Origin of the sequence: Spiribacter halobius (assembly GCF_020883455.1) — a bacterium.
Classification (GTDB): Bacteria; Pseudomonadota; Gammaproteobacteria; order Nitrococcales; family Nitrococcaceae; genus Sediminicurvatus; species Sediminicurvatus halobius.
In genome coordinates, this window is sequence record NZ_CP086615.1 from 184,380 (window position 1) to 197,134 (window position 12,755).

A 12,755-nucleotide genomic window follows, 5' to 3' on the forward strand; every position below is an offset into this window, starting at 1 on the left:
GCGGCCGCGCCGACGCCCCTGCCGCGGCCTGTTGCCGCCCCGCCTGCCGGAGCCGCCATGGATACCGTCTTTCTCAAGGGTCTTCGTATCGAGAGCGTCATCGGCGTGCATGCCTGGGAGCGGGCCATTCGCCAGCGCCTGGAGCTGGATCTCGAGCTCGCCGTGGACACTGCCGCGGCGGCCGGCTCGGACCGGCTGGAGGACGCGGTGGACTACGCCGCCCTCGCGGATACCCTGCAGCGGGAGGCCGCGGCCGCGGACTGCCAGCTCCTGGAGGCGCTGGCTGCCCGGCTGGCGGCGGCCGTGTTCGCCGGCCATGGCGGTCGCTGGCTGCGGCTGACCCTGAACAAGCCCGGCGCGGTGCCCGCGGCCCGCGGCGTCGGCGTCACCATCGAGCGCACTGCCCCGGAACACGCAGAGGGATCATGACCCGCGCCTACGTCAGCATCGGCAGCAACATCGAGCCCGCGCGCCACGTCCGCCACGCCGTGGCGGCCCTGCGCGAGCGCTTCGACCCCCTCGCGATCTCCCCGGTCTACGAGACCCCGGCGGTTGGCTTCGATGGCGACAACTTCTACAACCTGGTGGTCGGGTTCGATACCGAGCTGCCGCCGGAGCGGCTAACGGAGATATTCCACGCCATCGAGGCGGAAGCGGGGCGCCGCCGCGGCGGCAAGCGCTTCAGCGCGCGGACCCTCGACATCGACCTGCTGACCTGGGGCGACACGGTGCGCGAGTCGCCACCACCGGCGCTGCCCCGCGGCGAGATCCTGAAGTACGCGTTCGTGCTGAAGCCGCTGGCCGATCTCGCCCCGGCGGCGGTCCATCCCACGGCGGGCCGCACCTACGCCGAGCTCTGGCATGGTTTCACCGGTGACGGCGGCCTGCAGCGGCGGGACCTGGCGCTCGAGGGCTGAGCGTGCCGCGGCCGCCGGACCTGCCCACACCCGACGCCGACGCCCGCGCCCACAGCGAGGCCCTGCGCGAGCGCCTGGTCAGGGCGGTCCGCGCCGCCGGCGGCGCGCTGGACTTCGAGCGCTTCATGGCGCTTGCCCTCTACGCGCCGGGGCTCGGCTACTACAGCGCCGGGCAGACCCGCTTCGGCGCCGGCGGGGACTTCACCACCGCCCCGCTGATGAGCGATCTGTTCGCGCGCACCCTGGCGCGGGAGACGGCCCGGGTGCTCGCGGCCATCGACGGTGACACGGTGCTCGAGCTCGGCGCCGGCAGCGGCCGCATGGCGGTGGACGTCCTGCGCGAGCTGGCCAGGCTGGATGCCGCCCCGGCGCGTTATCTGATCCTCGAGGTGAGCGCGGACCTGCGCGCGGCACAGGCCGAGGCGCTGCGCGAGCTCCCGGAGGGGCTACGGAAGCGGGTTCTGTGGCTCGACCGGCTGCCGGCAGAGCCCATCCGCGGCGCCATCCTTGCCAACGAGGTGATGGATGCCCTGCCCGTGCGGCGCTTCCAGCGCGGCGAAGCCACCGTGGAGGCGCTGGCCGTGGGGCTCGACGCGTCGGGCGGCTTCACCTGGGTGCCGCAGCCGGCGGACGCGGCCCTAGCCGAGGCCGTGGCCGCCATCGAGCGGGAACGGGGTGAGCGCCTGCCCGCGGGCTATGTCTCCGAGTGGTGTCCATCGCTGGCACCCTGGGTGGCGGCGCTTGCGGACGCGCTGGAGGCCGGGGCGGCGCTGCTGGTGGACTACGGCTATCCCCGCGGCGAGTATTACCATCCGCAGCGCGGCATGGGCACCCTGCTCTGCCACTACCGCCACCGTGCCCACGACGACCCCTTTCTCTGGCCGGGGCTGCAGGACATCACCGCCTCGGTGGATTTCACGCTGGCCGCGCGGGCGGGGACCGAGGCCGGCCTGGATCTGCTCGGCTTCACCACCCAGGCGCATTTCCTTGCCGGTGCCGGGCTGCCGGCGCTGCTTGAGGCAGACGCCGCCGGCGACCCGGGGCGTGCCGCCGAGCTTGCCCAGCAGGCCAAGCCGCTGCTGTTCCCGGGCGAGATGGGGGAGCGCTTCAAGGTCCTGGGCCTTGCCCGCGGGCTCGGGGAGCCGACGCCCGGCTTCGCCTTCGTCGACCACCGCGACCGCCTCGCACGCTGAAGGGAGCCGGGTGGCGCGTGCTACACTCCGGGCGCTGGGTGGCGTTCGGCGCAGGGACCATGGCGAGCGGAGAACACAGCCCCATCGTGCTGGTGGTCGACGACGATCCCGCCTCCCGCCGGGCGCTGAGCCGGATCCTCGAGGCCGCGGGCTATCGCACGAAGCTCATGGGCAGCATGGCCGCGGTGCGCCGCTACCTTGCGCGCCAGGAGCCCGATGCCTTCGTGCTGAGCGCCGAGATGGACGGCATCGACGGCATCGAGCTCTGCTGGCGTCTACGCGAGGACGAGCGCTTCCGCATGACGCCCATCCTCGTCGCCACCTCCAGCGAGGACCGCTACCTCCTCCGCTCGGCCTTCACCGCCGGCGCCGATGACTTCCTCGTCAAGCCGCTGGAGCCGCTGGTCGTGGTCGCCCGGCTGGGCGGGCTGCTCAAGAAGCGGGAATACTACAAGCAGCTCGAGGCGGCCCGGGCCGAGCTCGCCCGCTACGTTTCCCCGCGCATCCGCACGCTGATCGAGCGTCGGCTGGACAGCCGGGAGCCCATGCAGACCGCGCCCACCCTCGAGGACGTCTGCATCCTGTTCTCGGATATCCGCGGCTTTACCGCCCTCTCCCAGACCATCGACCCGCCGACCCTCTTCCGCACCGTGAGCGAGCACCTGGGCGTGCAGGTGGATTGCGTCTATCGCCACGGGGGCTACGTGGACAAGTTCGGCGGCGACGGGCTGATGGCGGTGTTCGACGGCGAGCGCATGGGTGAGAAGGCCTGCCGCTGCGCCCTCGACATCATCGACCGGGTGGGCGTGCTCAAGCCCCCCGGCTGCAGCGGGGCGGTGCCCATCGGCATCGGCATCCACGCGGGGCCGGTGGTGCTCGGAAATATCGGCACCGGCGAGCATCTGGACTACACCGCCATCGGCGAGAGCGTGAACGTCGCCGCCCGGCTCTGCGGCTACGCCGAGCCCCAGAGCGTGATCGTCTCGGAGGCCTTGCGCGAGCGGGTGGGCGACCCGCGGGCGCTGGATTTCCGGGAGCCGCGCTCGGTGCAGGTGCGGGGTGTGAGCGAGCCGGTCCTGCTCTATCATCTCGCCCGCGCGCCCCTGGCGGATACCCGCCGCGCCTGATCACCAACCGGAGAACGCATGGACTGGGCCCAGGCCTTCTGGCTTGCGGTCGTGCAGGGGCTCACGGAGTTCCTGCCGATCTCAAGCTCCGCGCACCTGATCCTCCTGCCGCGTCTGCTGGGCTGGCCCGACCAGGGGCTCGCCTTCGACGTGGCCGTCCATGTGGGGACGCTGGCGGCCGTGCTCTGGTTCTTTCGCGCGAGCCTCGTGCCGCTGGTCCGCGATACGCTGGCCTCCGCCCGCCGCCGCGCGCCGGTGGGCGAGAGCCGGCTGGGCTGGGCGGTGGTGATCGGCAGCGTCCCGCTGGTGCTCGGCGGCGCCCTGCTGAAGGGGCCGGCCGAGACCGTCTTCCGCGCGCCTGAAGTGATCGCCTGGGCCACCATCGGCTTCGGCGTGCTGCTCTGGGTGGCAGCGCGCTGCGGCCGCGGCGGCCATGACGAACACGCCATCGGCCTGCGGGACGCGCTGATCATCGGTGCGGCTCAGGTGCTCGCCATCATCCCGGGCACGTCCCGCTCCGGGATCACCATGACCGCGGGGCTGTTCCTGGGGCTGGAGGCCACCGCCGCCGCACGCTTCTCGTTTCTGCTCTCGATCCCGGCCATCACGCTTGCCGGAATCTGGAAGGGAGCACAGCTCACCGCCGGCGAGGTGGCGGTGGCGTGGGGCCCGTTCACGGTCGGCGCCCTGGTGGCCGCGGTGTCGGCCTACCTGTGCATACGGGCGTTCCTGGCGCTGCTGGCGCGCATCGGCATGACGCCGTTCGTCGTCTATCGCCTGCTCCTCGGGGCGCTGCTGCTGGTGCTGCTGTAGGAGCCGGCCTCACCGATTGACGGCCGCCACCGCGCGCACCCGGGCCTCGTGGACGGCCTCGGCGATCTCCGGTCCGCGCAGGCCCTGCTCCACGAAGGGCCGGGGGTCAACCGCCTTGCACGCGTCGTACGCCGCACGTAGACAGGCCGCCTGGGGAAACGGGCGGTCCTCGAACCCGGTGCGGCCGCGGGCGTCCGCCTCGCAGGCGAGCAGAAACCCGTCGACGCGCTCGGGCCTGCGGAAGGCGTCCAGGCGCTCCAGCAGGCGCACGATGCTGGCCGGGCGCAGCTTGAGCAGGCGGTGACCGTGCATGTGGTAGCGGGTCACCAGGCGGGCGAGCTCGCGGCAGGCCTTTGGTACCTGCAGGCGCTCGCTGACGGCCTCGGCCAGTGGCACCCCGCGCTCCTCGTGGCCGCGGTGGCGAGGCAGCTCCTCCGGGGGCGTCTCGGCCTTGCCGAAGTCGTGCGTCAGCACGGCGTAGCGCACCGCGAGCGGTGCCTCGAGGCGGGCGGCCTGGTCGAGGGCCAGCAGCACGTGCTCGCCGCTGTCCACCTCCGGGTGATGGCGGGGCGGCTGGGGTACCCCGAACAGGCGGTCAAGCTCCGGCAGCAGCCGCGCGAGGGCCCCACAGTCCCGCAGCACGCGGAAGAACGCGGACGGCACCGCCTCCATCAGGGCCCGCGCGAGCTCCTGCCAGACACGTTCCGGCACCAGCGCGTCCACCTCCCCGGCAGCCACCATCTCCCGGCAGAGCTCCAGGGTATCCGGCGAGGGTGCGAAACCGAGCCGGTGAAAACGCGCGGCGAAGCGGGCAAGCCGGAGGATGCGCACCGGATCCTCGCGGAACGCCGGCGATACGTGGCGCAGCCGTCGCTCGGCGAGGTCGCGCTCGCCCCCGTAGGGATCGATGCGCCGCCCTTGGGGGTCCTCGGCCATGGCGTTGATGGTGAGGTCGCGCCGGGCGAGGTCCTGCTCCAGCGTCACCGCCGGGCTCGCGTGGAAGGTGAAGCCGTGATAACCGGCCGCCACCTTGCGCTCGGTGCGCGCCAGCGCGTACTCCTCGCCCGTCTCCGGATGCAGGAACACCGGAAACTCCCTGCCCACGGGCCGGAACCCGCGCTCCGCCATGGCCTCCGGCGTCGCCCCCACCACGACCCAGTCCCGCTCCTTCACCGGCAGCCCCAGCAGCCGGTCACGAACGGCGCCGCCGACGAGGTAGGTGCGCCCGGGTGGGGTGGGGGACTTGGTTGCGCTCATGTAGCGGCGAGTCTCGTGATCGCAAACCAACCGTAGGTCGGGAACCGCCGCAGGCGGTACCCGACGCGCCGGCAGGCGAGTTCCCGGGTGCCACGCTCCGCGTGGCAGTCGGCGAGCGCTGCGCGCTTGCCGACCTACGTCTGCTGAGCGGCCTGGGCCGCTCAGTCCCTGCCCGCCTCCCGTCGCCACTGGTTGTAGCGCAGGCGGGTCATGCGGCCGCCGAGGTAGGCCGGCGCCACGGCTTCCAGGGCCGTGGCGCGGATGCCGAGCTCGCCGAGGCCATCCTGGACGCAGATGTTGTCCACCTGGGCGGAGAGGTAGTTGTCCCAGGTGTAGGGCTGACCCGGGACGCGCTGCATGACCTTGGCCTGGAGCCGGGAGAAACGGTCGTTGAGGCCGAGAATGTAGCGCTGGATGCCCATCAGCTCGGCGGCGTAACGCACCAGCTCCTCCAGGGTGTAGACCCGCGGGCCGCAGAGCTCGTAGCGGCGGCCGAAGGTGTCGCGGTCCTCCAGGGCCTGCACGAAGGCGGCGGCCACGTCGCCCACGTAGACCGGCTTGAAGCGGGCGTGGGGCGTGGGCAGCGGCATCACCGGGGCGATGCGCAGCAGGCTCGCGAACCGGTTCAGGAAGCTGTCCGCCGGTCCGAAGATCACCGAGGGCTTGAACACGGTGACGGCGAGATCCTCGCCGTGGGCCTCCAGGGCCAGGCGCTCGCCCTCGGCTTTGGTCTGCTGGTAGCGGCTCGGCGCGTCCGGCTCCGCGCCCAGGGCGCTCATGTGCAGCAGCCGCTTGACCCCGCAGGCGCGGCAGGCATCGATGAGCTTGCGCACGAGCTCGACGTGGATGTCCTCGAAACGCCGGCCCTCGCCCTTGCCCTCGTTGAGCACGGCCACCAGGTTGATCACGGCATCGCAGCTCGCGAGCTCCCGGCGCAGGTCCTGCGGGTCGTGGACGTTCGCCTCCTTGAGCTCGAGGTTCGGGATGGGCAGCAGGTGGCGGTTGCGCTCCCGGTGCCGGGTGAGCACCTTGATGCGCACGGGCGTGTTGGCCAGCCGGTTGGCGATCTGGCGGCCCACGAAGCCGGTGCCGCCAAGGATGCAGACAGTCTGGACTCGCATGCGTACGCCCTGCTCTCAGTCGTCGAATTCGGGGTGCGATCCCGGATCGCGATCGCGTGCCGCACTATTGTAGAGGAAAGGCGGCCGCTGCCGGGGGTTGCGTCCGGGTCTGTCACACTGAAATGCCGGTACGGTCGACCCCGTGCGGAGAGATCCGCGGGTCCGAGGAAGATTCGCGGCCGTGCCGGGTGCGAGGCGCGGCGGTGGCGCCCGGGACGCGCCGCGAATCCGTCCCTGGAGGCTCGTAGGCGAGGTCCCTCTCGCCTGCGTTCCCGGTCGCCACCCCCGCGCCTCGCCCCGCTGGTCCGGGAGGCGGCTCCGCGATGGCCCGTTCCGCAGCCCTCCCCGGGCGCGGGCTTTGCATCGCTGCGGTTCGCGTTGCCCACCGCGCATGCCGGTCCGTGATACCGCACGGCTCGCGGCCTGCCGCGGCGGCGCAGAGCCACGCCGAGACTTCGAGAGGATTGGTCAGTGCTGCTTTTCCTGTTCTACATAGCGGCCGGGGTGCTGGTCGGGCTGACCTCCGGACTGTTCGGGATCGGCGGCGGGCTCATCGTGGTGCCCGCCCTGCTGCCGGTGTTCGCGCATCAGGGCCTGACGGACGATGTCGCCGTGCATATGGCCATCGGCAGCTCCATGGCCACCATCATCCTCACCGGCCTCGCCTCCGCCCGGGCCCACTGGCAGCTCGGCAATATTCTGCCGGAGCTGCTGCCGGCCCTCGCCGGCGGTCTGGTGCTTGGCTCGCTGCTGGGCGCCCAGGTGGCCGCGACCATTCCGGGGGAGATCCTGCGCACGGTGTTTTCGTTGTTCGTGCTGGTGATGGCGGTGCGCATGGTCCTCGGCCGCCAGCCGGACCCGCACCGGCCGCTGCCGGCGAAGCCGGTGGTGGCGCTGGTGGGCGGGGTGATCGGCGTGCTCTCGGCGCTGGTGGGCATCGGCGGGGGCAGCCTGGTGGTGCCGTTCCTCGCCTGGTGCGGCGTGGCGATGCGTTATGCCGTCGGCACCTCGGCCGCCGCGGGTGTCGCCATCGCCGTCGCGGGGACCGTCGGCTTCATGCTCGCCGGTACCGGCGACGAAGCCCTTCCGCCCTGGAGCACGGGCTATATCTACTGGCCGGCCGTTGCCGGCATCACCCTTGCCAGCACCGTCTGCGCCCCCGTCGGCGCCCGCCTCGCCACCCGCGTCCCGGGACACCTGCTGCGCTGGGCCTTCGCGGCCTTCCTGGTGGTGGTGGGCCTGCGGCTATTGTTCGGGGGGTAACGGTCTGAGCCGCAACTGGGCTCGGAGCGGGATAACCGCGAAGGCGCAAAGGACGCGAAGAGGATCAGAGCAAGGCCTACAGCAATCCGATGATTCCACCGGGTTGCGATTCGGCATGGAGAACTCCGCCTCTTTGCGCCCTTTGCGCCTTTGCGGTTGTCTCCCCCGCTCAAGTTATGCCCAGTTTCTTCTCCAGGTAGTGGATGTTCGTGCCGCCCTCCTGGAAGGCGACGTCGTTGAGCAGGTCCTGGTGCAATGGCACGTTGCTGTTGATGCCTTCGATTACCATCTCGCTCAGCGCGGTGCGCATGCGGGCGATGGCGCTCTCGCGGGTCTCGCCCCAGGTGATCACCTTGCCGATCATGGAGTCGTAGTAGGGCGGCACCACATAGCCGGTGTAGACGTGGGAGTCCACCCGCACCCCGGGGCCGCCGGGGGCGTGGTAGACCTGGATGCGCCCGGGCGAGGGCACAAAGCGCTTCGGGTCCTCGGCGTTGATGCGGCACTCCACCGAGTGGCCGCGGAAGCGGACTTCCTCCTGGCGCAGGCTCAGTCGCTCGCCGGCGGCGACGCGGATCTGCTCGGCCACCAGGTCCACGCCCGTCACCATCTCGGTAACCGGATGCTCCACCTGGATGCGGGTGTTCATCTCGATGAAGCAGAACTGCCCGTCCTGGTAGAGGAATTCGAAGGTGCCGGCGCCGCGGTAGCCGAGCTGGCGGCAGGCCTCGGCGCAGCGCTCGCCGATGGCGGCCCGCTCCTCCGGGCTGATCCCCGGCGCCGGGCTCTCCTCGATGACCTTCTGATGCCGGCGCTGCATGGAGCAGTCGCGCTCGCCGAGGTGGATGGCGTTGCCGTGCTGGTCGGCCATCACCTGGACCTCCACGTGGCGCGGGTTGTCCAGGTACTTCTCCATGTAGACGGCGCTGCTGCCGAAGGCGTTGGCGGCCTCGGTGCGCGTCATGGAGATGGCGTGCAGCAGGTTGGCCTCGGTGTGCACCACGCGCATGCCGCGGCCGCCACCGCCGGCGGCGGCCTTGATGATCACCGGGTAGCCGATGTCGCGGGCGAGGCGGAGGTTCTCCTGCTCGTCCTCGCCAAGGGCCCCGCCGGAGCCCGGCACGCAGGGTACGCCCGCCTCTTTCATGGCCTGGATGGCGGAGACCTTGTCGCCCATCAGGCGGATGGTCTCGGCCCGGGGGCCGATGAATACGAACCCCGACTGCTCGACGCGCTCGGCAAAGTCGGCGTTCTCCGAGAGGAAGCCGTAGCCGGGGTGGATCGCCACGGCGTCGGTCACCTCCGCCGCGCTGATGATGGCCGGGGTGTTGAGGTAGCTCTCGGAAGAGGACGGCGGCCCGATGCAGACGGACTCGTCCGCCAGGCGCACGTGCTTGAGGTCGCGATCGGCGGTGGAGTGCACGGCCACGGTGCGGATGCCGAGCTCGCGGCAGGCGCGGAGGATGCGCAGCGCGATCTCCCCGCGGTTGGCGATGACGATCTTCTCCAGCATGGCTTGCGCGCCCGTCACTCGATCACGAACAGCGGCTGGTCGAACTCCACCGGCTGCCCGTTCTCCACGAGGATGCTGCGCACGACGCCGCCGCGGTCCGCCTCGATCTGGTTGAGCATCTTCATCGCCTCGATGATGCAGAGCACATCGCCCTCGGCCACTTGCTGGCCTTCCTCGACGAAGGAGGGCGACTGCGGCGAGGGCGCGCGGTAGAACGTCCCCACCATGGGCGAGCGGACGAGGTGGCCGCTCGGCTCCGCCGGCGCCTCGCCCTCGGCGCGGTCGGCGGCCTGCGGAGCCGGCTGTGCGGGCTGGGGTGGCGCGGCCTGGGCCGGCGGCGCCTGGTAGTGCACGGTGGGCGGCGGGGCGCTGTAGGGCGCGGCCCGGGTGATACGTACCGCCTCCTCGCCTTCCCGGATCTCGATCTCGTTGACGCCGGATTCGTCCAGGAGCTCGATCAGGCGTTTGATCTTGCGGATATCCATGGGGTTCTCAGTCTCGTTTTGCCTGCTGCAGGGCGGCCTGCAGCGCGAGTTCGTAGCCCAGCGGCCCAAGCCCGACGATGACGCCGGCGGCGACATCGGAAAGGTAGGAGTGCCGGCGGAAGGGTTCGCGGGCATGGACGTTGGACAGGTGGACCTCGATGAAGGGGACGCCCACGGCGAGCAGCGCGTCGCGCAGCGCGACGCTGGTATGGGTGAAGGCCGCCGGGTTGATGACGATGGCGTCCACGGCCTCGGCCTGCTGGATGCGCGCCACGAGCTCGTGCTCGGCGTTGCTCTGGAAGCACTCCACCGTGGCACCGGCCTCGCGACCGATCTCGGCCAGGCGGCTGTCGATGTCGGCCAGCGTGGTGTGCCCGTAGAGGCCGGGCTCTCGGCTGCCGAGCAGATTGAGATTGGGGCCGTGGAGCACCAGCACCCGGGTCATGCGGCGTCTCCCCTTGAAGACGGGCCCGCGACAGCGGACCGGTGCGCGGATTCTGGACCAGGGGCAGCGAGCTTGTCCACGGCAACGTTCCGTTTGCCGAGGATCGGCGCAGATCGCAACCAGTATGGGTAAATTGCCCGCGGCTCAGCCGCTGCGGACGAGCTCCGCGAGGATCGGCTGCAAATCCTCCCGGTGGACCTGGCCGCGGAAGTAATGGCGGATGTCGCCGTCGCGGTCGATGATCACGGTGTAGGGCAGCGTTCCGGCATGGTTGTCGTAGCTGGCGGCGACGTCCATCGCCGCCTGCATGCCGTAGAGCGTGGGATAGCCCATCTCGACCCGGTCTAGGTACTCCGTAATGGCCTCGCGCCGGTCTATGGCCACGCCAAGGAACTGTACGCCCTCGTCTCCGTAGCGTGCCTGCAGCTCGGTGAACAGAGGGATCTCCTCGCGGCAGGGTGCGCACCACGTCGCCCAGAAGTTGAGCACCACGATGCGGCCGTCCCATTCCGTGATGGAGCGCGTGTCTCCTGCCAGATCGGGCAGGCTGAAGGCCGGCCGCTGCACGGTCTCCGGCTGCTGGGCCTGCTGATACCAGTACACCCCGCCGATGCCCCCACCGGCGCCGAGCACCGCCGCCAGCAGCACCAGCAGCGCGAGGCGCAGGCCGCTGCTCATCCCGTCTGCCCGTAGAGCCCGCTGCGCGCCCGCTCGATAAAGCGCTCCGGCCCGAGGAAGCCCACCACCCGCTGCTCGCGGCGCTCGCGGCCGTCGGGGCCGTAGAAGATCACCGCCGGCGGCAGATACACCTGCAACGCCTCCAGCAGCTCACGGTGGGCGGGCGTCATGGCGGTGACGTCGGCGCGCAGCAGGATGGCGTCCGCCAGGGTCTCGCGTACCCCGGCGTCGGTGAAGGTGCGCTCGTCGAGCTGCACGCAGTAGACGCACCAGTCGGCATAGACGTCCAGCAGCACCGGCCGCCCGGCGGCGCTGGCGCGGGTCACCGCGTCCTCCAGCTCGGCGAGGGAGTCGATACTGCGAAAGGCGACGCGCTCGCTCGCGGGCTCACCGCCCCCGCCCTGGAACCCGGTCAGGGGTTGCAGCACATCGCGCCCACCACCGGCGGCGCCGATCAGCGCCACCGCGCCCCAGATCACCAGGGCAAGGCCCGCGGCCTTGCCGAGCCGCGGCCAGGCACCTGCGCGCGGGCGCAGCCGCTCGAGGCCGCCGAGCCAGACACCGCAGCCGAGCAGCAGCAGGCCCCAGAGGCCGAGGGTCAGCGGCGCTGGCAGGAAGCGCTCCAGCAGCCACAGTGCCACCGCCAGGAAGCCGACCCCGAACAGACCGCGCACGCCCGCCATCCACGGCCCGCTGCGCGGCAGCCAGCGGCCGGCCGCGGTACCGATGAGCAGCAGCGGCAGACCCATGCCGTTGGCTAGAGTGAACAGCGCCAGGCCGCCGAGCCAGGCGTCGCCGGTGGTGCCGATGAACACCAGCGCGGCGATCAGTGCCGGCCCCGAGCAGGCGCCGACGATGAGTGCGGAGAGCATGCCCATGAGCGCCACGCCGAGCCACGTGCCGCCACGCTGACGGTTGGACAGCGCCGTAAGGCGCGTCTGCAGGCCGCTGGGTACGCGCAGCTCGAAGGCGCCGAACATGGACAGCGCCAGCAGCACGAACAGGGCCGCCACGCTGCCGAGCACCCAGGGGCCCTGCAGATCCGCCTGCACGGCGGCACCCGTGAGCCCGGCGGCGACGCCGGCCAGCGCATAGGTAAGCGCCGTCGCCTCGACATAGACCAGCGACAGGGCGAAGGCCCGCAGCCCGCCGCTGCGCTGCCGGTCGCCGGCGATAAGCCCGGAGAGGATGGGGATCATGGGGTAGAGACAGGCGGTGAAGGCGAGCAGCAGGCCGGCGGCGAAGAAGCCGCCGAGAACCGCGGGCAGGCTGCCGCTGCCGAGCAGCCCGCTGAGCTGGCCCGTCGCCTGGCCGGCCAGGGTGCCGCCATTACTCACGGCCGGGGCTGCATCCGCGGAGCCCGCGGCGCTTCCGGCAACGGGGCCGGCGCCGGATCCGCCGGCCGACCCGGCATCAGCCGGGGGCGCGCCCCCCGCCGCCGGCGCCGCCCCGTCGATGGCGTAGCGTGGCTCGCCCCCGGCGAGGTCCACGTCCACCCGATAGGGCGGATAGCACACGCCCACCTCGGCGCAGCCCTGCAGGCTCACCGCGAGCCCTGCGCTCTCGCCCGGCGGGGCATCGAAGGCCAGGTCGATGGTGACAGGGTCCGTGAACACCGCCTGGCGGCCGAAGAATTCGTCCTCCTTCTCCGTCGCCGGGGGGTATTCGACGCGCACGATTTCGGCGTCGGTGCCGGTGGCGGTGAAGTCGAAGCGCTCGAGGTAGAGGTAGTAGCCCTCGGCGACGTCCACCTGCACGGCGTAGCTGCGCTCGCCGTTGGGCGTCACCGAGAGCGGGAAGGCCTGCTCCACCGGGAGCACGCTGCCGGCGCCGCCGGACTCATCGCCGCCGAACAGGCGCTCGAGCACCCCGCCCTGGGCAGCGACGCCGGCGCTGAAGGCGAGGCACAGCAGCGCGACCAGGGCGCGCAGGCGATGGGGCAT

The 12,755-nt window shown here is 71.7% G+C and carries 13 protein-coding genes; 6 read left to right on the plus strand and 7 right to left on the minus strand.

Annotated elements, in window-relative coordinates; translation table 11 throughout:
• The first annotated feature begins 57 nt into the window (after nucleotides 1-57).
• The 5 genes from folB to LMH63_RS00865 are packed head-to-tail and all read left to right on the plus strand — an operon-like array spanning nucleotide 58 to nucleotide 4,050.
• Nucleotides 58-429: a dihydroneopterin aldolase gene (folB, locus tag LMH63_RS00845; protein ID WP_109676409.1), complete on the plus strand. Its 372-nt coding sequence runs from the start codon at nucleotides 58-60 to the stop codon at nucleotides 427-429.
• A complete protein-coding gene (gene folK / locus LMH63_RS00850) occupies nucleotides 426-917 on the plus strand; it encodes a 2-amino-4-hydroxy-6-hydroxymethyldihydropteridine diphosphokinase (protein ID WP_109676407.1) in 492 nt (163 codons plus the stop codon). The genes folB and folK overlap by 4 nt, the downstream gene beginning before the upstream one ends.
• 2 nt (nucleotides 918-919) lie before the next feature.
• Nucleotides 920-2,110, plus strand: a complete 1,191-nt coding sequence (locus LMH63_RS00855) for a class I SAM-dependent methyltransferase (RefSeq protein ID WP_308443943.1) — start codon at nucleotides 920-922, stop codon at nucleotides 2,108-2,110.
• 59 nt (nucleotides 2,111-2,169) lie between these two features.
• On the plus strand, nucleotides 2,170-3,237 hold the full coding sequence (locus LMH63_RS00860; protein ID WP_109676403.1) for an adenylate/guanylate cyclase domain-containing response regulator: 1,068 nt from the start codon (nucleotides 2,170-2,172) through the stop codon (nucleotides 3,235-3,237).
• Nucleotides 3,238-3,255: 18 nt separating this feature from the next.
• Complete coding sequence (locus LMH63_RS00865; protein ID WP_109676401.1) at nucleotides 3,256-4,050, plus strand: undecaprenyl-diphosphate phosphatase; 795 nt, start codon at nucleotides 3,256-3,258, stop codon at nucleotides 4,048-4,050.
• Nucleotides 4,051-4,059: 9 nt separating this feature from the next.
• On the opposite strand, the gene LMH63_RS00870 is transcribed toward LMH63_RS00865, so the two are convergent.
• Nucleotides 4,060-5,307 carry a multifunctional CCA addition/repair protein gene (locus LMH63_RS00870; RefSeq protein WP_109676399.1) on the minus strand — a complete coding sequence of 416 codons (1,248 nt, stop codon included), beginning with the start codon at nucleotides 5,305-5,307 and terminating at the stop codon, nucleotides 4,060-4,062.
• A 161-nt stretch (nucleotides 5,308-5,468) separates the two neighbouring features.
• A complete protein-coding gene (locus LMH63_RS00875; RefSeq protein ID WP_109676397.1) occupies nucleotides 5,469-6,428 on the minus strand; it encodes a complex I NDUFA9 subunit family protein in 960 nt (319 codons plus the stop codon).
• A gap of 471 nt (nucleotides 6,429-6,899) precedes the next feature.
• Here LMH63_RS00875 and LMH63_RS00880 point away from each other — a divergent pair, with 471 nt between their 5' ends.
• Nucleotides 6,900-7,691, plus strand: coding sequence for a sulfite exporter TauE/SafE family protein (locus LMH63_RS00880; protein ID WP_109676395.1), 792 nt, complete (start codon nucleotides 6,900-6,902; stop codon nucleotides 7,689-7,691).
• Between the two features lie 169 nt (nucleotides 7,692-7,860).
• On the opposite strand, the gene accC is transcribed toward LMH63_RS00880, so the two are convergent.
• The 5 genes from accC to dsbD form a co-directional block, all read right to left on the minus strand.
• Complete coding sequence (gene accC, locus LMH63_RS00885) at nucleotides 7,861-9,204, minus strand: acetyl-CoA carboxylase biotin carboxylase subunit (RefSeq protein WP_109676393.1); 1,344 nt, start codon at nucleotides 9,202-9,204, stop codon at nucleotides 7,861-7,863.
• Nucleotides 9,205-9,218: 14 nt separating this feature from the next.
• Nucleotides 9,219-9,689, minus strand: a complete 471-nt coding sequence (gene accB / locus LMH63_RS00890) for an acetyl-CoA carboxylase biotin carboxyl carrier protein (RefSeq protein WP_109676391.1) — start codon at nucleotides 9,687-9,689, stop codon at nucleotides 9,219-9,221.
• Nucleotides 9,690-9,696: 7 nt separating this feature from the next.
• On the minus strand, nucleotides 9,697-10,134 hold the full coding sequence (aroQ, locus tag LMH63_RS00895) for a type II 3-dehydroquinate dehydratase (RefSeq protein WP_109676389.1): 438 nt from the start codon (nucleotides 10,132-10,134) through the stop codon (nucleotides 9,697-9,699).
• A 144-nt stretch (nucleotides 10,135-10,278) separates the two neighbouring features.
• A complete protein-coding gene (locus LMH63_RS00900) occupies nucleotides 10,279-10,812 on the minus strand; it encodes a TlpA family protein disulfide reductase (protein ID WP_109676387.1) in 534 nt (177 codons plus the stop codon).
• Entirely contained in the window at nucleotides 10,809-12,755 is a 1,947-nt protein-coding gene (gene dsbD / locus LMH63_RS00905) for a protein-disulfide reductase DsbD (RefSeq protein ID WP_109676385.1), read from the minus strand. The genes LMH63_RS00900 and dsbD overlap by 4 nt, the downstream gene beginning before the upstream one ends.